At 57.2% G+C, this 17,862-nt stretch carries 19 protein-coding genes; 9 read left to right on the forward strand and 10 right to left on the reverse strand.

The window, feature by feature from the left end:
• The first annotated feature begins 45 nt into the window (after positions 1-45).
• Positions 46-909, forward strand: coding sequence for a DUF6708 domain-containing protein (locus RGM3321_RS13910; RefSeq protein WP_244393539.1), 864 nt, complete (start codon positions 46-48; stop codon positions 907-909).
• A 43-nt stretch (positions 910-952) separates the two neighbouring features.
• Here RGM3321_RS13910 and RGM3321_RS13915 read toward each other — a convergent pair whose 3' ends face one another.
• Positions 953-1,582 (reverse strand): pyridoxamine 5'-phosphate oxidase family protein, encoded by a 630-nt coding sequence (locus tag RGM3321_RS13915; RefSeq protein ID WP_058400737.1) that lies wholly within the window; start codon positions 1,580-1,582, stop codon positions 953-955.
• A gap of 208 nt (positions 1,583-1,790) precedes the next feature.
• Here RGM3321_RS13915 and RGM3321_RS13920 point away from each other — a divergent pair, with 208 nt between their 5' ends.
• The 3 genes from RGM3321_RS13920 to RGM3321_RS13930 all read left to right on the forward strand — a co-directional run bounded on the left by RGM3321_RS13920 (position 1,791) and on the right by RGM3321_RS13930 (position 5,484).
• Positions 1,791-3,218 carry a di-heme oxidoredictase family protein gene (locus RGM3321_RS13920; protein ID WP_244393540.1) on the forward strand — a complete coding sequence of 476 codons (1,428 nt, stop codon included), beginning with the start codon at positions 1,791-1,793 and terminating at the stop codon, positions 3,216-3,218.
• Between the two features lie 78 nt (positions 3,219-3,296).
• Positions 3,297-4,361, forward strand: a complete 1,065-nt coding sequence (locus RGM3321_RS13925; RefSeq protein WP_244393541.1) for an imelysin family protein — start codon at positions 3,297-3,299, stop codon at positions 4,359-4,361.
• Positions 4,362-4,377: 16 nt separating this feature from the next.
• Entirely contained in the window at positions 4,378-5,484 is a 1,107-nt protein-coding gene (locus RGM3321_RS13930; RefSeq protein WP_244393556.1) for a DUF1513 domain-containing protein, read from the forward strand.
• A gap of 24 nt (positions 5,485-5,508) precedes the next feature.
• Here RGM3321_RS13930 and RGM3321_RS13935 read toward each other — a convergent pair whose 3' ends face one another.
• From RGM3321_RS13935 to colR, 5 genes are all read right to left on the reverse strand, one after another.
• Positions 5,509-5,736 (reverse strand): hypothetical protein, encoded by a 228-nt coding sequence (locus RGM3321_RS13935; protein WP_244393542.1) that lies wholly within the window; start codon positions 5,734-5,736, stop codon positions 5,509-5,511.
• Entirely contained in the window at positions 5,733-6,455 is a 723-nt protein-coding gene (locus tag RGM3321_RS13940) for a lipopolysaccharide kinase InaA family protein (protein ID WP_244393543.1), read from the reverse strand. Before RGM3321_RS13940 ends, RGM3321_RS13935 begins: the two co-directional genes overlap by 4 nt.
• A 4-nt stretch (positions 6,456-6,459) precedes the next feature.
• On the reverse strand, positions 6,460-7,140 hold the full coding sequence (locus RGM3321_RS13945; RefSeq protein ID WP_244393544.1) for a class I SAM-dependent methyltransferase: 681 nt from the start codon (positions 7,138-7,140) through the stop codon (positions 6,460-6,462).
• A 200-nt stretch (positions 7,141-7,340) separates the two neighbouring features.
• Positions 7,341-8,630, reverse strand: a complete 1,290-nt coding sequence (locus RGM3321_RS13950) for a HAMP domain-containing sensor histidine kinase (protein ID WP_002555019.1) — start codon at positions 8,628-8,630, stop codon at positions 7,341-7,343.
• On the reverse strand, positions 8,620-9,303 hold the full coding sequence (gene colR / locus RGM3321_RS13955; RefSeq protein ID WP_244393545.1) for a two-component system response regulator ColR: 684 nt from the start codon (positions 9,301-9,303) through the stop codon (positions 8,620-8,622). The genes RGM3321_RS13950 and colR overlap by 11 nt, the downstream gene beginning before the upstream one ends.
• 177 nt (positions 9,304-9,480) lie before the next feature.
• Between colR and RGM3321_RS13960 the strand changes: the two genes are divergently transcribed.
• The gene (locus RGM3321_RS13960; protein ID WP_244393546.1) at positions 9,481-10,221 is read left to right on the forward strand and encodes a phosphatase PAP2 family protein; all 741 of its coding nucleotides are present in this window, start codon (positions 9,481-9,483) and stop codon (positions 10,219-10,221) included.
• An 82-nt stretch (positions 10,222-10,303) separates the two neighbouring features.
• Here RGM3321_RS13960 and groL read toward each other — a convergent pair whose 3' ends face one another.
• The 3 genes from groL to RGM3321_RS13975 form a co-directional block, all read right to left on the reverse strand.
• Positions 10,304-11,947: a chaperonin GroEL gene (gene groL / locus RGM3321_RS13965; RefSeq protein ID WP_002555022.1), complete on the reverse strand. Its 1,644-nt coding sequence runs from the start codon at positions 11,945-11,947 to the stop codon at positions 10,304-10,306.
• Between the two features lie 49 nt (positions 11,948-11,996).
• Positions 11,997-12,290, reverse strand: a complete 294-nt coding sequence (locus RGM3321_RS13970) for a co-chaperone GroES (protein WP_003304675.1) — start codon at positions 12,288-12,290, stop codon at positions 11,997-11,999.
• A 254-nt stretch (positions 12,291-12,544) separates the two neighbouring features.
• Positions 12,545-13,039, reverse strand: coding sequence for an FxsA family protein (locus RGM3321_RS13975; protein ID WP_244393547.1), 495 nt, complete (start codon positions 13,037-13,039; stop codon positions 12,545-12,547).
• Between the two features lie 278 nt (positions 13,040-13,317).
• Here RGM3321_RS13975 and RGM3321_RS13980 point away from each other — a divergent pair, with 278 nt between their 5' ends.
• Positions 13,318-14,076, forward strand: coding sequence for an SDR family oxidoreductase (locus RGM3321_RS13980; RefSeq protein ID WP_244393548.1), 759 nt, complete (start codon positions 13,318-13,320; stop codon positions 14,074-14,076).
• 53 nt (positions 14,077-14,129) lie between these two features.
• Here RGM3321_RS13980 and RGM3321_RS13985 read toward each other — a convergent pair whose 3' ends face one another.
• The gene (locus RGM3321_RS13985) at positions 14,130-15,137 is read right to left on the reverse strand and encodes a DUF481 domain-containing protein (RefSeq protein ID WP_244393549.1); all 1,008 of its coding nucleotides are present in this window, start codon (positions 15,135-15,137) and stop codon (positions 14,130-14,132) included.
• 164 nt (positions 15,138-15,301) lie between these two features.
• On the opposite strand from RGM3321_RS13985, the gene RGM3321_RS13990 reads away from it, so the two are divergent.
• From RGM3321_RS13990 to RGM3321_RS14000, 3 genes are read left to right on the forward strand one after another with little or no spacing between them, the layout of a single operon-like run.
• Positions 15,302-15,658: an MGMT family protein gene (locus RGM3321_RS13990; protein ID WP_244393550.1), complete on the forward strand. Its 357-nt coding sequence runs from the start codon at positions 15,302-15,304 to the stop codon at positions 15,656-15,658.
• Between the two features lie 54 nt (positions 15,659-15,712).
• A complete protein-coding gene (locus tag RGM3321_RS13995; RefSeq protein ID WP_244393551.1) occupies positions 15,713-17,263 on the forward strand; it encodes an AmpG family muropeptide MFS transporter in 1,551 nt (516 codons plus the stop codon).
• A gap of 28 nt (positions 17,264-17,291) precedes the next feature.
• Entirely contained in the window at positions 17,292-17,624 is a 333-nt protein-coding gene (locus RGM3321_RS14000) for a hypothetical protein (protein WP_244393552.1), read from the forward strand.
• The last annotated feature ends 238 nt before the right edge of the window (positions 17,625-17,862 follow it).

A 17,862-nucleotide genomic window follows, 5' to 3' on the forward strand; every position in this document is an offset into this window, starting at 1 on the left:
GTTTATCTTGACTATGGTCCGGGGCTCGAACCCTTGGAGAAATCCGTGCGTGCCATTATCGGCCTTATGACGGTTATAGCAGTCACTCTCCTGATGACCAGCTTAGCCATGACGTTACGTGATTATATAAAACATGAGAGATTCTTATTGGAAAATCTTATGGAGTTCTCGCCCACTCACTATTTTGTCAGTGGACTGTTCTTACTCATGACTGTCATTCATTATTTTATTATCTCTGGCCCCTTGGTCCCCATGCCATGCCCTCGGCCCATCCGCTTCAATAGACAACGCCGTGAAGTGGCATACATTACCAAATACTGGAGACGTCCCAGATTTGTTTCATGGGAGGACATCGTGGCCTGTGTCAGCACCGGCGAAGCAGCAACGGTATATGGAACCATCAAATTCGCTTATCTGACGATTGGGCTAGAGGGCAAATCAGGTGGTCACGCTTCATGGATCACCGTACCTACTCACACAAGGGAGTTGGCGTTGAGCGAATGGGAAATTATTCGCGCTTACATGGAAAAGGGTGTTGACGCACTGCCGTTGCCAATGAGACCAGGAAACGTGGAGGAAGGCACTGTAGAGCATTTCCATATGCGCCGCCGTTATTATCGATCAGAAGGTGATTACCAGCGTTACCTATTCAACTTCCTTCCGGTCCAATTCCTCTCGGGCTGGACCCTTCCCTGCTACATTGCCGCCGGGGTAACCCGCCTGCCTTTCATACGCTTGCCCAAATCGATTTTCGACTGGTCCGCCCCCCTGCCCCGCGAACAATGGCAAGCCCCCAGCGCCGAACTGATCGCGCAAAGCGAAGAAGTCCGCAAAATCCTGCGCAAGGGCATGAGTATCTTTGACTACTTTCTTGAGAAGGAAAAAAATCAGAGCAAAACCGGTGTCTGATCAAGACATGACCACAAGAGGCGCAATACGGTATCAGCCATGATCAATACAACGTATCTGCAATGCGTCCCGGCAAAGCCTTGTCATAGGCGTCACCATCGATCTGCTCGGCCGAAACCGCTTTCAGTATTTGCCCGGCAGTCGGCAGCGCGCTGCGTTCGATGTGCCGGGTTGCATCCCATAAACCAGACCTGATCGTTGCCCTGCTGCATTGGAAGTACACGCTGGTCACGGAGATGCGCAGCACTGACCTGGGCAGTTGGCCGTTCACCTCGAAACGAGACAACAGTTCGGGCTGAACCGATATTTGCGCTGTTCCGTTGACCCGCAAGGTCTCGCCCACGCCAGGGATGAGGAACAGCAACGCGACACGTGGGTCGCTGATGATATTGCGCAAGGTGTCGATGCGGTTGTTGCCGCGCCGGTCAGGCAGATAAAGCGTCTTGCTGTCCTCGATATGCACGAAGCCCGCCTGATCACCACGCGGGGACGCATCAAGGCCGTCAGGCCCGGCAGAGGCCAGCACAACAAAGGGTGCCGACTCGATGAAGGGCCGGTAAACCGCGTGAATATGGTCGACTTCCTTGGTCATGGAAGGAGGAGCAATCGGGCCATAGAGCGCCTCCAGTGCCTCCGTGGTGGTCACGAACGCGCTGTTTTCCGGGTTATCCATTGATGTGGTCTCTGCTGGGTGTTTTATCTGCGTGTGTGCTGTCAACTTCGACATGTGCAGCATAGGCAAAAATGCCGGGACGAGACCAGCCTCCGAGATTCGTAACAACGCATTACATCAGAGCAGGCAAACGATAATCCCTCTTATTCAAACCGCACGAGGCTGCTAAGCTTGCACGCCCCGATTTTCGCCTCGTTGCAGGATGTGTATGAGTACGCGGCTCCGTCTATCCCTTGCCTTGCTTACGACTCTGGCCGTGAGTGCATGCGATGACGCCCCGCGTTTCACTCATGCCGAGCCGGAAGAAGCCTTGTCCGGAGGCAGTGCAACGGTCAGGAAGAGCGATCAGAATGCCTTTTCCATGCCCTCGGCCAACTTGTCGCCCGTGCGGCGCCTGGACTTCAGTGTCGGCAACAGTTTTTTCCGCAGTCCGTGGGTAATTGCGCCATCGACCACCACAGCTCGCGACGGGCTTGGGCCGTTGTTCAACACCAACGCTTGCCAGAACTGCCACATCAAGGACGGTCGCGGTCATCCACCGGAAGCTGGCGACAGCAATGCCGTGTCGATGCTGGTCAGGCTGTCGATTCCTGACGACCCGGCCTACGCCGATCTTGTGCAGCGCAATGGCGTGCTGCCTGAACCGACTTACGGCGGGCAATTGCAGGACATGTCGAACCCCGGCGTGGCCCCCGAGGGCAAGGTGCGGGTCGAGTACGATGCGCTGACGGTCGAGTTTCGCGATGGCACCGCCGTCGAGCTGCGCCAGCCGACCCTCAGAATCACCCAGCTGGGCTACGGACCGATGCACCCCGATACCCACATCTCGGCGCGCATAGCCCCGCCGATGATCGGCCTGGGATTGCTTGAGGCCATTGCCGATGAAGCAATCCTTGCCAATGCCGACCCCGATGACAAGAACACCGATGGCATCTCGGGACGCCCCAACTGGGTATGGGACGATGCACAACAAAAAGTCGTCATGGGCCGATTCGGCTGGAAAGCCGGGCAGCCCAACCTCAACCAGCAGAACGTGCACGCCTTTTCCGGCGACATGGGGCTGACCACAAGCCTGCGCCGCGTTGATGACTGCACGCCAGCCCAGACCGATTGCCTGGCAGCGCCCAACGGCAATGGCCCGAACGGCGAGCCGGAGGTCAGCGACAACATCCTGCGTCTGGTGGAGTTCTACACACGCAACCTGGCGGTTCCGGCACGCCGCAAGGTTGATGACCCGCAGGTGCTGGCGGGCAAGAATCTGTTTTTTCAGGCGGGCTGTCAGCAATGCCACACGCCCTCATTCAAGACCCGTAGCGACGCTGCCGAGCCTGAGCTGGCCAATCAGGAGATTCGCCCATACAGCGATTTGCTGCTGCACGACATGGGCGAAGGGCTGGCCGATAACCGTACCGAGTTCCAGGCCACCGGCCGCGAGTGGCGCACGCCACCGCTGTGGGGGCTGGGCCTGACCGGCACGGTGAGCGGGCACACTCAACTGCTGCACGATGGTCGCGCCCGCAATGTACTTGAGGCGATACTGTGGCATGGCGGCGAAGCCCAGGCGGCGCAGCGGCAGGTTCTGGCATTTGACGCGCAACAGCGTGAAGCGCTGTTGGTGTTTCTGAATTCGTTATGATTGCTCCCTTTCCAGAATCGTCTCGTTCAACATGATTTTTTCAAAATCACCTTTCGAAAATAAATAAAGGAGCCGGACATGTTCCGACCCAAGTTGTTGCTGACCAGCCTTGCGGCGCTTGCATTGGGTGCCTGCTCGCCATCCGACCCTCAGGCGGTCACGTCCGCAGCCATTGCCAAACAGGTAATCCTGCCGACCTACAGCCGCTGGGTCGATGCTGATCGTCAGCTGGCAACCAGCGCACTGGCGTTCTGTCAGGGCAAGACTGATCTGGCCACAGCCCGCGCCGACTTTCTCAAAGCGCAGAAGACCTGGGCCGAGCTGCAACCGCTGTTGATCGGCCCTCTGGCCGAGGGCAACCGCGCCTGGCAAATACAGTTCTGGCCAGACAAGAAGAACCTGGTTGGCCGGCAGGTCGAGCAACTGGTAACGGCACAGCCGCAGATCACTGCTCAGGAGCTGTCCAAGGCCAGCGTCGTGGTGCAAGGTTTGTCCGCTTACGAATACATTCTGTTCGACGCGGAAATCGACATGGCCAATACCGAACAGAAAGCGCGCTACTGCCCGCTGCTGGTGGCAATCGGCGAGCGTCAAAAGCAGCTTGCCGAGGAAATCCTCACCAGCTGGAACAGCACCGATGGCATGCTTGCGCAACTGAGCAAATTCCCTAACCAGCGCTACGCGGATTCTCATGAAGCCATCGCCGAACTGCTGCGGGTTCAGGTCACGGCCCTCGACAGCCTGAAGAAGAAACTGGGCACGCCACTGGGTCGCCAGAGCAAAGGCCAGCCACAACCCTTCCAGGCAGATGCATGGCGCAGCAAATCGTCGCTCAGCAGCCTGGAAGCCAGCCTGATCAGCGCCGAAACAGTCTGGACCGGTGTCGACAACAAGGGCCTGCGCAGCTTGCTGCCCGCCGAGCAGAAACCGCTGGCTGACAAAATCGATGCAGCCTACGCTACCAGCCGAAAATTACTGTCAGAACTCAAGCCGCCGCTCGCCGACCTACTGGCCACCGAAGCAGGACGTCAGCAGCTCAATGCGTTCTACGACAGCCTCAATGCGGTGCACCGCCTGCATGAAGGCGAGCTGGCCAAGGCACTGGGCATTCAGTTGGGCTTCAACGCCAACGACGGCGATTGATCAAGAGGTACACGTGATGTTACGACGTCAGGCCATGGCCCTCGGCAGTCTTTTGCTCAGCACTTTCACGCTGGGCGGCTGGACGCTGTTCAGGCAAAAAGACGCACACCCTCTGCTGCTCTCCGCTCGTGACGATGGCGACGGCAAACACTACGCGGTGGGTTTCCGGCTTGACGGAACGCAGGTATTTGCCACCCAGGTGGGCCAGCGCTGCCACGACATCATCAATCATCCCGACCTGCCACTTGCGGTGTTCATCGCACGTCGTCCGGGTACTGAAAGCTATCTGATCGATTTGCGCGATGGCCGCTTGCTGCAAACCATCGCTTCGCAGCCGAACCGGCACTTCTATGGTCATGCGGTGATTCATCGCGACGGCGAATGGCTGTATGCGACGGAAAACGATACCCGCGACCCTGGCCGCGGCTTACTGGGTGTCTATCGTTTCGTTGAGCAGCGACTGGTGCACTCGGCTGAAATTCCTACGCATGGTATTGGTCCGCATCAGGTTTCGTGGATGCCCGATGGCGAAACGCTGGTGGTCGCGAACGGCGGTATTCGCACCGAAGCGGAAAGCAGGGTAGAGATGAACCTGAATGCCATGCAGCCCAGTCTGGTGATCATGCAGCGTGACGGTACATTGCTGAGCAAGGAGACACTTTCCCAGCAGATGAACAGCGTGCGTCACATGGGCATCGCCAGCGACGGCACCATCGTGGCAGGCCAGCAGTTCATGGGCGACAGCCACGAAGTAGCCGAGTTGCTGGCGATCAAGCGGCCGGGGCAGCCATTTCAGGCCTTTCCGGTGGCTGAAGAACAACTTCGGGCGATGGCTCATTACACCGCAAGCGTTGCAGTGCACAGTGATCTGCGCCTGGTGGCCCTTACGGCACCGCGTGGCAACCGGTTCTTCATCTGGGATCTGGACAGCGGCGCATTGAAGCTGGATGCGCCGCTACCGGACTGCGCAGGCGTGGGTGCGATAGCTGATGGGTTTGTCGTGACTTCGGGCCAAGGGCGTTGCCGCTTCTATGATTGTCGCAAAGCGCAACTGCTGGCCAAACCGTTGGACCTGCCAGCAGGGCTATGGGACAACCATCTTCATCTGGCCCAGGTGGGATAGTCAGCAGTCAGGCAGCAAAGCGACTCAGTTCCTGACCCCGGCCCCTTGCGCCAGGCTGTACATGAACAGCAACAGGTCATGATCGGGCTGCACGCTCACCAGACTCTTGGCCACACGCGGCAACGGGCAATATCCCTCGCCGTGCTGTGTCGTGAGTATCTGGGTAGACGGTTGTTCAAGCGCTGCCACTGCAACGGTGGCAACTGCCAATGCACCGAAGATAAACAGACCTCTTGCCATTTCTAGCTTCATGACTCTAAACCTTTGATAGAGCTGCCAAACGCTGCCTGATAAAAGTAGATCAACTTTTGCCAGTCTGCAGCGCTGAATGACGAATGGCGTCGTAGCTGTTTCATATCATGCTGGGCCGCCCCTTGGGCTGTCAGGCGACGACGGCCTTTTTCGAGGTCCAGCAAGGCAACCTCGACTTTGGCATCCGGCCCCTCGCCGGTCACACGTACAAATATGTGTTTGATATACAGGCAGCTGTGCTGCCAGCGGCCAAGGTGCATACGGGCCAGGGTAGCCGCCACTTCCTTGAGCGCGAGCTCATAAAACAGTTCGCCATGCCGCTCGCGCCCTCCGCCAGCCTCCCACTTTTCTATTTCTTCGAAACCTTCCAGCGCCACCGTGACCAGCAATGCCCGCCAGGCATTGTCCTCGCCACGCTCGGCACCGCAAAACACCACTTCCGGCACAACTACGCCAAGCTTGCGCAGCCCCTCAAGCGCTTCGCGCTCACGCAATACAGTCGGTCGCCCCAAAGGGTGCAGCAAACTGCGATATATATGCCCTGTCTGACGCTTGGCATAAAGCGTTTGCCCGTTGTCCATCGTGAGCCGCTGTACACCACTTTCTCCACCTCGACGGACATTGGGTTCTTCAACCCACTCGCCGTGCTGACTCCAGAAATGGTTGAACTCATCCTGCACCGAGTTCACAACTGGCTCTTTCAAGGACTGCAAACCCATCTGTTTACCTTTTACGTAAGACGTAGACACGCCACATGGCGTACATCGGCAGAAAATCCATTCGATTCTGAATACGAAATCCTGCCTGTTCAAATTCGGATTCTGCGGTAGCAACCGGTAACACAAAACGATTCTGGTAACTTTCCTGCCCGTTTTTCTGCACGCGCTGTTTCTCAAGGCGTGCACGCTTCCATGCTTTGAAATTGCCATCGACCCACAATGAGACAATCACACTGTCCCGGGTTACGCGCTGGAACTCACGCAATAGAGCCATGCGGTCGCTTGACTGGCCGACATGGTGCAGCAGGCGCATGCAGAAGATGCTGTCTACTGCGTTATCAGGCAGGTCGATGTCGAAGGCAGATGTCTGCAAAGGTTGTACCCTTTTTACAACTTCTGCCGGCTGTGATGCACAAGCGGTACTGAGCATGTCTGCGGAGTTGTCAGCACCGATGATCGAGCGGTTCGGTTTCTCGGCCAACAATGGCCAGAAACGCCCCGCACCGCAAGGCAGGTCCAGCACCAGGCCCGGGTCACCGGCCAGGTGAAGCGCCTTTCTCGCCAGTTGTTCATCGCGCTGATGCGACAACTTGCGCCACAGGCCGTCCTGGTGCTTTTCAAGGTACTGACGAGCATGCGACTTGTCGTACTTGCGGGAAAACTCGAGTTCTATACGGTCGCTCATGGGAGCCGCTCCTGACGTTGATGCGGGCCAAACTAAAGGCACCGCTGTCACTGTCAGGTCATCTGAATGTGAAAATATTGTTACCTTTATACTTCAGATGTTTCGAGATTTTACAGAGAGTTAAACGCCATGTGTGACTTATCGACGAAGTGCGGTCGATTTGCCGCCACACACTGAGGTGGATTTGCTCAAAATGAACGTCAGGTTTTGTTCAGGTTCAGTGTCACTTCGAACCGGCAACCGTGCGGCTCCATAGGCGTGAGATCAACGCTCCATCCCTGGTTGGCGCAGATGCGCTGCACCAGTGACAAACCAAGACCCAGGCCTTCCCCGCGCTGCTCATTGCCACGCACAAATGGCTCGAACATGGCCTCGCGTTTTTCCTCGGGAATACCGACGCCACTGTCTTCAACGGTGAAACTTTCGGCGTGCAGGGTCAGCGCAATGAATCCGTAATCGGTGTAGTGCAGCGCGTTACGCAGCAAGTTGCCCATCACGGCATGGAGGAAGGTCGCGTTGTAACGAATTTCGGACAGCTGGTCATCGGCAGGTGGCGTGTAGGTCAGTTGCAGCCCCTTGCCTTCTATTGGATCACGCCATTGAGAGATCAACTGTTCGGCCACCCCGACCAGCGTGGCCTTGGGCGTCATGGCCGGATCCTCACGCTGGGTGCGGGCGAGCATGAGGAACGTTTGCACCAGATCACGCATCTCTTCGCAGGCACGGCCAATACGCTCGACCTGACGACGCCCTCGCAGGTCGAGCGCAGGGTTCTCCAGCAGCAGCTCGCAGGAGCTGGCCAGCACCATCAACGGGGTGCGTAACTCATGACTCACGTCACTGGTGAACATGCGCTCACGAATCAACGCTTGCCTCAGACGCCCCAGCGTTGCATCGAACGCCACCGCCAGCTCGCCCACCTCATCAGCGGCGTAGTCAGGCGCCAGTGGCGGTGCCAGCCCCAGCAACTGGTCACGGTGACGAACCTGCCTGGCCAGACGCACTACCGGCGCCATCACTCGGCGGGCCAATACCCAGCCGAGAAATACCGCCAGCGCCAACGCCAGAACAAAACCGACCAGCACGACCGCGAACAGAACCCGCTCACGCTCTTCAAAATCGCTCTGATCCTGAAGCAGGGCGTAATGCCGACCGTCTACCACCTCGATCATGGCGTGGTACGACAGTGGCCCACGGAAGACCTCATGAAAACCGGGTTCAAGGTGCCGAAGGTCTTTGGGCAAATCGAAATCGCCCGGACCGTTGCTGAAGTAGAACAACTGATCGGGCTTGGGCCGGTGGCTCCAGTCACTGACACTGTCCATCAGCATCAGGCGATTAAGATCGCCGCCGAGGCCAGCAGAAATCAGTTTTTCTTCGACCAGATGGACCGTGGAGATGATACCGATGGCGAAAGACCCGGCGACCAGTGCGCTCATCAATGCAAAGGCAATAATGATCCGTTGGGCAAGACTCTGTTTAAACTCCATCCCGGCCCTCGGCCAAGCGATAGCCCACACCGTGCACGGTCTGCAACAGCGGTTTGCCGAACGGTTTGTCGATCACCTGACGCAACTGGTGCACATGGCTGCGCAGGCTGTCGCTGTCCGGGCAGTCGTCGCCCCACAGTGCCTCTTCCAGAATCTCGCGGCGCAGTACATGCGGGCTTTTCTGCATCAGGACGGCGAGCAGCTTGAGCCCTACCGGGTTGAGCTTGAGCATCCGGCCGTCACGCGTCACCTCAAGGGTATCGAGGTCATACACCAGATCGGCCACCTGCAACGTCCGTCGCCCGCCGCCCTGGGCACGGCGCAACACCGCTTCGATGCGCGCGGCCAGTTCGGACAGGGCGAACGGCTTGAGCAGGTAGTCATCAGCGCCAGAGCGGAAGCCTTGCAGACGGTCGTCCAGTTGATCGCGTGCGGTCAGCATGATGACCGGGGTATCACGACGGGCATCTTCGCGCAGACGCTTGCACAGCGTGTAGCCGTCGATGCCCGGCAGCATGATGTCGAGGACAATCAGGTCGTAATGCTCGGTGGCTGCCAGGTGCAGTCCTGAGAGGCCATCCTGAGCGCAGTCGACGGTATAGCCTTTCATGCCCAGGTAATCGGCCATGTTCGCCAGGATGTCGCGGTTGTCTTCAACCAGAAGAATTCGCATAACGCACTCTCATATGCAGTTTGGGCTGGCGCAGCTTAAGACGAAGTGAGCGTCAGGGCCAGCGCCGATATGGTATGACGATTTTTTCACCTATGATTTACAAAGCACATGACACACTTTGAGACAAACCGTCGCACACAATGATCGCGGCATGCCTTTCACCGATCTGGATTCGATATGTCGAAAACCGTCGCCCCACCCTACTCTCGCCCAATCAATCTGTGGATTTATCTGGGTATCCCCGCTGTTGTCGCGCTGACCCTCGTACTCCTTGAGCTGACTTCGCTGGACATGGACATCGCCAGGCTTGCCTTTGATCCCGTCAGTGGACAATTCATCGGCAGGCACAGCTATTTTCTGGAAGACGTCCTTCACGACCGCGCCAAACAACTGGTGATGGTTTTCGGCGTACTGGCCATGATCGGCTTTGCCGCGTCGTTCAAGGTAGAACGTCTGATCCCCTGGCGCAGAGAACTGGGTTGTCTGGTGTTGTCCATGGCGCTTTCAACCGCCTTCGTGACGCCAGTAAAAGTGATGACTTCGGTGCAATGCCCCTGGAGCCTCACCGAGTTCGGCGGCCAGGAAACCTACAGCGAATTGTTGAGCCCGCGCCCTGCCACCGACAAGCCAGGGCGTTGCTGGCCAGGTGGTCATGCAGCCACCGGTTTTACCCTGTTTGCCCTGTTCTTCGCCTTGCGCGACCGCCGCCCGAGAATGGCGAAAATGGGTTTGGCCCTGGCCTTCGGTTTGGGAACAGTGTTCTCCATCGGCCGAATGCTGCAAGGCGCGCACTTCTTTTCCCATAACATCTGGACTGCAGTGTTTTGCTGGCTGATCTGTCTGGGGGTTTACTACTTTGTGCTTTACCGCCCCGAACCCAAGGGCCTCGAGAACAGTAAAGTACAACCGACGCACTGATTGATCCGGAACAGCAAGACCATAAAAAACCCCGCACAAGGCGGGGTTCTTTATGGGTGTAGCTTTTCGGGGTAAAGCCGGCTTACATCATGCCGCCCATACCACCCATGCCGCCCATGTCCGGCATGCCGCCGCCTGCTGGCTTGTCTTCAGGCACATCAGCGATCATCGCTTCGGTGGTGATCATCAAGCTGGCGATGGAGGACGCCGCCTGCAGAGCAGAGCGAGTCACTTTGGCCGGGTCAAGGATACCCATTTCAATCATGTCGCCGTATTCGCCGGAAGCAGCGTTGTAACCGAAGTTACCCGAACCCTGCTTGACCTTGTCGACAACAACGCTTGGCTCGTCACCGGAGTTGGCAACGATCTGGCGCAGCGGCGCTTCAACTGCACGACGCAGCAGAGCGATCCCGACGTCCTGATCAGCGTTGTCGCCTTTCAGACCTTCGATAGCTTGCAGGGAGCGAACCAGTGCTACGCCACCGCCAGGTACCACGCCTTCTTCGACGGCTGCACGGGTTGCGTGCAGGGCGTCTTCAACGCGGGCTTTCTTCTCTTTCATTTCAACTTCGGAACCGGCACCGACCTTGATCACTGCAACGCCGCCAGACAGCTTGGCCAGACGCTCTTGCAGTTTTTCCTTGTCGTAGTCTGAGCTGGTGTCGCCGATTTGCTGACGGATCTGAGAGATGCGCGAGTCGATATCGGTTTTGACGCCAGCACCATCGATGATGGTGGTGTTTTCTTTGTTCAGGATGACGCGCTTGGCATTACCCAGGTGTTCCAGGGTAGTGGTTTCCAGGCTCAGGCCGATCTCTTCGGAGATAACGGTACCGCCGGTCAGAACAGCGATGTCCTGCAGCATAGCCTTGCGACGATCGCCGAAACCTGGAGCCTTGACGGCTGCAACTTTCACGATACCGCGCATGTTGTTGACAACCAGAGTTGCCAGCGCTTCGCCTTCAACGTCTTCGGCAACGATCAACAGAGGACGGCCAGCCTTGGCGACTGCTTCCAGAACCGGCAGCATTTCGCGAATGTTGGAGATCTTCTTGTCGACCAGCAACAGCAGCGGGCTGTCCAGCTCGGCAACCATGGTGTCTGGCTTGTTGATGAAGTACGGAGACAGGTAACCGCGGTCAAACTGCATGCCTTCTACAACAGACAGCTCGTTTTCCAGACCCGAACCTTCTTCAACGGTGATAACGCCGTCTTTGGTCACTTTTTCCATGGCTTCGGCAATGATGTCGCCGATGGAGTGATCAGAGTTGGCCGAGATGGTACCGACCTGGGCGATTGCCTTGGTGTCGGTGCAAGGCTTGGACAGCTTTTTCAGCTCTGCAACGATGGCAATGGTCGCCTTGTCGATGCCGCGCTTGAGGTCCATCGGGTTCATGCCGGCAGCGACAGCCTTCAGGCCTTCGTTGACGATGGCCTGAGCCAGAACGGTAGCGGTAGTAGTACCGTCACCGGCGTCATCGTTGGCACGGGAGGCAACGTCTTTGACCAGCTGCGCGCCCATGTTTTCAAAACGGTCTTTAAGCTCGATTTCCTTGGCAACCGATACACCGTCTTTGGTGATCAGCGGAGCGCCAAAGCTTTTCTCGATGATAACGTTGCGGCCTTTAGGGCCCAGGGTCGCTTTAACTGCGTCAGCCAGGACATTTACACCGGCGAGCATTTTTTTGCGGCCAGAATCGCCGAATTTAACTTCTTTAGCAGCCATGATCATTATTCCTTGAATACTTTGTAGTAACGGAAATCAGCGGGAGCACTCAGCCTTCGACAACAGCAAGAATCTCGTTCTCGCTCATCACCAGCAGGTCTTCGCCGTCTACTTTCACTGTGTTGCTGCCGGAATAAGGGCCGAACACAACCTTGTCACCCACTTTCACAGCCAGCGCACGCACTTCACCGTTGTCCAGCACGCGGCCGGTACCCACAGCAACGATCTCGCCACGGTTAGGCTTTTCAGCAGCCGAACCTGGCAGAACGATACCGCCGGCAGTTTTCGTTTCTTCTTCACTGCGACGGATTACGACGCGGTCATGCAGAGGACGAAGCTTCATTGTCGATCTCCTGATTATGTTTGTTTGATCGTCCGGTGACTGCACCGGCCGGTTTAAATCCGGACTTGCCGGTTACGGTTCGACGCGCGAACCGCAGAATACGGTCTGGCCTTTATGCCAGAAACCTTGCGGTGACCCATACATAAGGGCGAGCAAAGTGATTACAAGTCTTGGGCAAAAAAATTTTACAGCCCAATTGCCACGCCAAAACGAGCGCGACACCCGAAGGTGCCGCGCTGCCGGGGTTATAACGGCTACTTGTCGCGATGTTCGAACTCGCCTTCGATGACATCCGGCTCGCGGGTCGGCTGGTGTATGGCATTCGGGCGATGGCTGGCAGGTCCCTGATTGGCCCGAGTCTGCAGATCATCGGCGAAGGCGCGCTGACGCATAGCCTGATCCTCTGCACGGCGACGAACCTTGTTGATCAGCAGACGACGAGTAAACGGCAGCAGACAGATCACACCCAGAATGTCACTGATGAAGCCGGGCAACAGCAGTAGACCGCCACCGACGGCGACCATTAGGCCTTCGAGCATTTCCTGTGCAGGCAGCTCGCCACGCGCCAGGCTTTCGCGCGCACGCAGCGCCGTCGCAAAACCGGCTACCCGCATGACGAACAAGCCGAGCATCGACGTCGCGACGACCAGCAGGAAGGTCCAGAGAAAGCCGATAGACATCCCGACACGAACCAGCAGAAACAGCTCAAGTACCGGGAATAATAAAAACAGCAGCAAAAAAACACGCATCAAATGAGTTCCTCAAGGGAAGAATGCCTTCCGAGTAGACCGTATGTGATGTCAGAAGGTCGTTAATTCAAGCTCCCTGCGCTTGGGTAACAGCTCAATTATGCGCATAAGTCAGCTGAACCAGGGCTTCACAAACGTGTATCGGTGTATTTCAGGGCTAGCTGGCAGACCCGAGACGAGCGCGCAAAAACAGCCTATAACGTGCTCTGGCTATGGCATAAGCACTCGCATCAAGCCAGTGATGCCATGGAAACGATCAACTGTGATTGGGCACGCACATGGAATTGAAAGACAAGCTGATAATTATCACCGGCGGATGCCAGGGGCTAGGCAGAGCCATGGCCGAGTATCTGGCTGGCAAGGGCGCGAACCTGGCGCTGCTGGACCTGAATCAGGACAAGCTTGATCAGGCCGTCGCAGCCTGTGAGGCGCTCGGGGTCAAGGCTCGCGCCTACCTGTGCAATGTCGCAAATGAAGAACAGGTCGTCGACACGGTCAACAAGGTCGCCGAGGACTTCGGGGCCATTCATGGCCTGATCAACAACGCCGGTATTTTGCGTGACGGCCTGCTGGTCAAGGTCAAGGATGGCGAAATTACCAAACTGAGCCTGGCGCAATGGCAGTCGGTAATTGACGTCAACCTGACCGGCGTATTCCTCTGCACGCGCGAGGTAGCGGCGAAAATGATCGAGCAGAAGACTCAGGGCGCGATCATCAATATCTCGTCGATTTCACGGGCGGGGAATATCGGACAAACCAACTATTCGGCGGCCAAGGCCGGTGTTGCCGCCGCTACGGTTACCTGGGCACGGGAACTGGCACGCTACGGAATCCGCGTGGCAGGCGTGGCACCGGGGTTCATTGAAACCGAAATGACCGCAAGCATGCGCCCCGAAGCACTGGAGAAGATGACCTCGGCCATCCCGCTCAAGCGCATGGGCAAACCGGACGAAATCGCCCACTCGGTGGCGTACATTCTTGAAAACGATTATTTCAGCGGCCGCATACTGGAGCTGGACGGCGCGATGAGAATCTAGTCAGCGCATAGCGGCAGAGCGATGCACACAGTGCGCATCGCTCGCCACGTTGCTTACCAGCTCACACCAAAACCGGCGGTGTAGCGGGTTTTGTCCACGTCGCCGTTATCCGAGCCACTGATGATGTTTTTCTCGGCCTTCAGGTTAAGCGACGCCCAGTCGGTAACCTTGTAGCGCAGCCCGGCTTCGACATCCATCGAGTAATCGGCAACGCCACTCAACGGCTTGCCCAGCTCGCCGTTGCTGAAAAACTCGAATTTCTTGCCGATCAGGTAGCGGTTGTAATCCCAGGTGCCTGCAACGGAATAGAAGTTTTCCTTCTGGCCGTTGGAGAATTCGAAATCTGTGCGGTTGAGCAGCGCACCGACCTTGAAGGCTCCCAGTTCGTCATCCCACAGCTGGTAACCAGGACCTGTACCGACAACACGCTGGCGCGACAGGTCTTCGATCTTGTCGCGCTTGTAAGTCACGCGAGCGTCCCAGAAGAATTTCTCGGTCAGGAAGCGGTCCAGCGAGTATTCGGCGCTCCAGTTGTCAGTGCCGACCACATCATCGGTCGTTTCGCGGTTGTAATCGCCTTTGGCGTTATGGCGCCACTGGCCGTGACGCGCCGAAGTCTTGAAGGCAATGTTGTAGTCATTGGTGTCGTTTTCTGCCTGCTGGAAATCCAGCGCCGCATCGATATTGCCTTTCCAGACAAGATCAGTAATAACCGGCTTGGGCTTGATGATCTGATGGATACTTGCCAGCTCGACGGTCCTGGGGGCATCGCCATTAGCCAATACGACCTTGCCATCATCGGCAGCCTGCAACGACTTGGAGACTTCGCCTGTGTGCTCATCCTGTTTGACCAGCAGCGGCTGATCGCTTTGCAGGGTTTTGACCTGCTTCCAGTCCAACGGAATAGCGCCGCCGTATTCGGTCTGCAGCAGTAGCTTGCCACCATCGAACACTTTGATTGTGCCGGTCAGCCGGTCACCGTTCTTCAACCAGACAGTGTCGGCAAGCAATGGAGTGGAAACAGTAGTAATTGCGAGGCACAGCAGGGTTCTGGACAACATAAGCGGTAATCAGGCTCTGTTTGGCGGGAAGGCGGGCATTATCCTGCAGAAAAACATCAAGGCGATCTCAATCCATTGACCGCCGGACACGGTGGTAACAGACAGCAGCGATCGACCAAAGTTCCGCGAACGACAATCAATATCGTTTTATACAGGATAAATGTGTGACCAACCCAGACTTGACACTTCTTTACCCTGGCGAGCCGTCAGCTACTGAAATACGACGTACGGCTCTCTACCTGACGATGGTACAAATACCGGAGGGTAAGGTGGTCGCCTACGGTCAACTGGCTGAAATGGCAGGGCTAGGCAGAGCTGCGCGCTGGGTGGGCCGTACATTGAGTCAGTTGCCGGACGGCTCTTCCCTGCCCTGGCATCGGGTGTTGGGGGCCGGCGGTCGGCTCAGTCTGCCCGCTGGCAGTGTGTCCGGTGACGAACAGCGAGCCCGTTTGCGCGCCGAGGGCGTTACCATTCTGAATAATCGGGTGGATATGCAGCGCCATGGCTGGCGTCCCCTATAGCACAGCGGTTAGAGTGCGCCCTTTGTTTTCGTAACCTGAGGCAGATTCCAGCCCATGCCCCGTAAAACCTGGCGCGCCGCGCTCGCCGCATATGCCAGCCCGTCGACATTAGTGTTACTGCTGCTCGGATTCGCTGCGGGCATGCCTTATATGCTGGTCTTTTCGACCTTATCCGTGTGGTTGCGCGAAGCCGGTGTTGCTCGCGAGACTATCGGCTATGCGAGCCTGATCGGTCTTGCCTACGCCTTTAAATGGGTCTGGTCGCCCTTACTCGACCAATGGCGCCTGCCGTTTCTGGGCAAGCTGGGGCGGCGGCGCTCCTGGTTGGTGCTTGCACAGAGCCTGGTGATTCTCGGCCTGATCGGCATGGGTTTCTGCGATCCGCAAAAGCATTTGTCATGGCTGATCGCAATTGCCGTGGTAGTGGCCTTCGCCTCCGCAACGCAAGACATCGCCATCGACGCCTATCGCCTTGAAATCGCTCAGGACACCCAGCAGGCCGCCCTCGCCGCCAGTTACATGTCCGGCTATCGGGTGGCCGCACTGTTGGCGACCGCGGGCGCGCTGTACTTCGCTGAAGGTTTCGGCTCCACAGGCTTTGCTTACAAGCATTCAGCGTGGACCGGCACCTATGTGCTGTTTGGCCTGCTGATGCTGCCAGCGCTGGTCACTACGCTGATCATGCGCGAGCCACCAGTACCGTTGCGCACCCAGCTGTCGGCAGCGCGCTATGGTTTTACCCACCAGTTGGCCTCGGTGTTCGTGCTCATCGTGCTGCTGGTTTCAGTACCGGCAATGTTTACCCAGCTTTACAACACCGACTTCGCCAGCGTGCTGTTCAACGGCACCAGCTGGCTGGACCTGCTGCTGGAAGACCGGGCTTTCCTGCGCGCCATTCTCTACACGCTCCTGACCTTCGCCTGCCTGTCCTCTATGGGGCGCCGCGGGCTGGCACCGGTGCTTACGCCGATCAACGACTTCATCATGCGTTATCGCTGGCAGGCCCTACTGTTACTGGGCCTGATTGCGACCTATCGAATGTCGGACACGGTGATGGGCGTCATGGCCAACGTGTTCTATATCGACCAGGGTTTCACCAAGGACCAGATCGCCAGCGTCAGCAAGATCTTCGGCCTGATCATGACGCTGCTGGGCGCAGGTGCCGGTGGTCTGCTGATCGTACGCTTCGGCATCATGCCGATCCTGTTCATCGGCGGTTTCACCTCGGCAGCGACCAACATCCTGTTCCTGTTGCTGGCGGACATGGGGCCGAACGTGAAGATGCTGATCCTGACCATCTCATTGGACAACCTCAGCTCCGGGCTGGCGACATCGGCGTTTGTCGCCTACCTGTCGAGCCTCACCAACCTTAAGTTTTCCGCCACTCAATACGCCCTGCTCAGCTCCATCATGCTGCTGTTGCCGCGCCTGCTGGGCGGTTATTCCGGCGTGGTGGTGGAGAAATTCGGTTATCACAATTTCTTCCTGATCACCGCTCTGCTGGGCATTCCGACGCTAGTGATGATCATCCTGCAATGGAACCGCGAGATACGCACAGCGAAGACCGAGGCACCGACAGCAGTTTCAGAGATCGAGAAGCCCTGATCGCTGGATCACTCATCAAGGAAAAAAAGTGGACACCGAAAACCAAACACGCTCTTTCAACCCCGTCCCACTGATCCTTATCAGCCTGGGGATCTGGCTACCCATCATCGGCACCCTGCTGACATATTATCTGTCGCGAGATTCTGATGCCCTGTCCGGATCAATGGCTTTTGGCAGTGCGGTAGTGCTGCTCGCGCAGGTGGAAATCTTCGCGATCATCTTCCTGCTGATCTATGCGTTCGCCGTAAAGCCATGGAGACTGTCCAGAAAGATACGCACAGTGTTCTCCATCAATACAGTAGCCGCCACTGTCGCCGGCATTGGTATTATCGTCACGCTGGCCAATATAAGCCTGCAGTAATCGCCAACTAAAAAGCCCTGATGCTCGTGAGCCAGGGCTTTTCATATCACACTCCTCCAGCCCTCTCTAAAAGCAAAGCCTTGCAGCCTGCATGGCCGTGCTCATTGCGCCGTAAGAAACGCACTACAGCTTCTTATGAAATGGCCGACGTCCTCGTTCGCCATCTCGCCTCATTTCGCCGCGTTATTAGTAGTAATGTCGCCTGGTGACATACCGCTGCAATCTCATGGTGTGAGCC

Source organism: Pseudomonas sp. RGM 3321 (genome assembly GCF_022836805.1).
GTDB lineage: Bacteria > Pseudomonadota > Gammaproteobacteria > Pseudomonadales > Pseudomonadaceae > Aquipseudomonas.

Bases quoted from the DNA above. Each gene is read 5' to 3' on its own strand.
- RGM3321_RS13915 (WP_058400737.1), bottom strand. From the start codon at position 1,582: ATGGATAACCCGGAAAACAGCGCGTTCGTGACCACCACGGAGGCACTG.
- RGM3321_RS13920 (WP_244393540.1), top strand. From the start codon at position 1,791: ATGAGTACGCGGCTCCGTCTATCCCTTGCCTTGCTTACGACTCTGGCC.
- RGM3321_RS13925 (WP_244393541.1), top strand. From the start codon at position 3,297: ATGTTCCGACCCAAGTTGTTGCTGACCAGCCTTGCGGCGCTTGCATTG.
- RGM3321_RS13930 (WP_244393556.1), top strand. From the start codon at position 4,378: ATGTTACGACGTCAGGCCATGGCCCTCGGCAGTCTTTTGCTCAGCACT.
- RGM3321_RS13935 (WP_244393542.1), bottom strand. From the start codon at position 5,736: ATGAAGCTAGAAATGGCAAGAGGTCTGTTTATCTTCGGTGCATTGGCA.
- RGM3321_RS13940 (WP_244393543.1), bottom strand. From the start codon at position 6,455: ATGGGTTTGCAGTCCTTGAAAGAGCCAGTTGTGAACTCGGTGCAGGAT.
- RGM3321_RS13945 (WP_244393544.1), bottom strand. From the start codon at position 7,140: ATGAGCGACCGTATAGAACTCGAGTTTTCCCGCAAGTACGACAAGTCG.
- RGM3321_RS13950 (WP_002555019.1), bottom strand. From the start codon at position 8,630: ATGGAGTTTAAACAGAGTCTTGCCCAACGGATCATTATTGCCTTTGCA.
- colR (WP_244393545.1), bottom strand. From the start codon at position 9,303: ATGCGAATTCTTCTGGTTGAAGACAACCGCGACATCCTGGCGAACATG.
- RGM3321_RS13960 (WP_244393546.1), top strand. From the start codon at position 9,481: ATGTCGAAAACCGTCGCCCCACCCTACTCTCGCCCAATCAATCTGTGG.
- groL (WP_002555022.1), bottom strand. From the start codon at position 11,947: ATGGCTGCTAAAGAAGTTAAATTCGGCGATTCTGGCCGCAAAAAAATG.
- RGM3321_RS13970 (WP_003304675.1), bottom strand. From the start codon at position 12,290: ATGAAGCTTCGTCCTCTGCATGACCGCGTCGTAATCCGTCGCAGTGAA.
- RGM3321_RS13975 (WP_244393547.1), bottom strand. From the start codon at position 13,039: ATGCGTGTTTTTTTGCTGCTGTTTTTATTATTCCCGGTACTTGAGCTG.
- RGM3321_RS13980 (WP_244393548.1), top strand. From the start codon at position 13,318: ATGGAATTGAAAGACAAGCTGATAATTATCACCGGCGGATGCCAGGGG.
- RGM3321_RS13985 (WP_244393549.1), bottom strand. From the start codon at position 15,137: ATGTTGTCCAGAACCCTGCTGTGCCTCGCAATTACTACTGTTTCCACT.
- RGM3321_RS13995 (WP_244393551.1), top strand. From the start codon at position 15,713: ATGCCCCGTAAAACCTGGCGCGCCGCGCTCGCCGCATATGCCAGCCCG.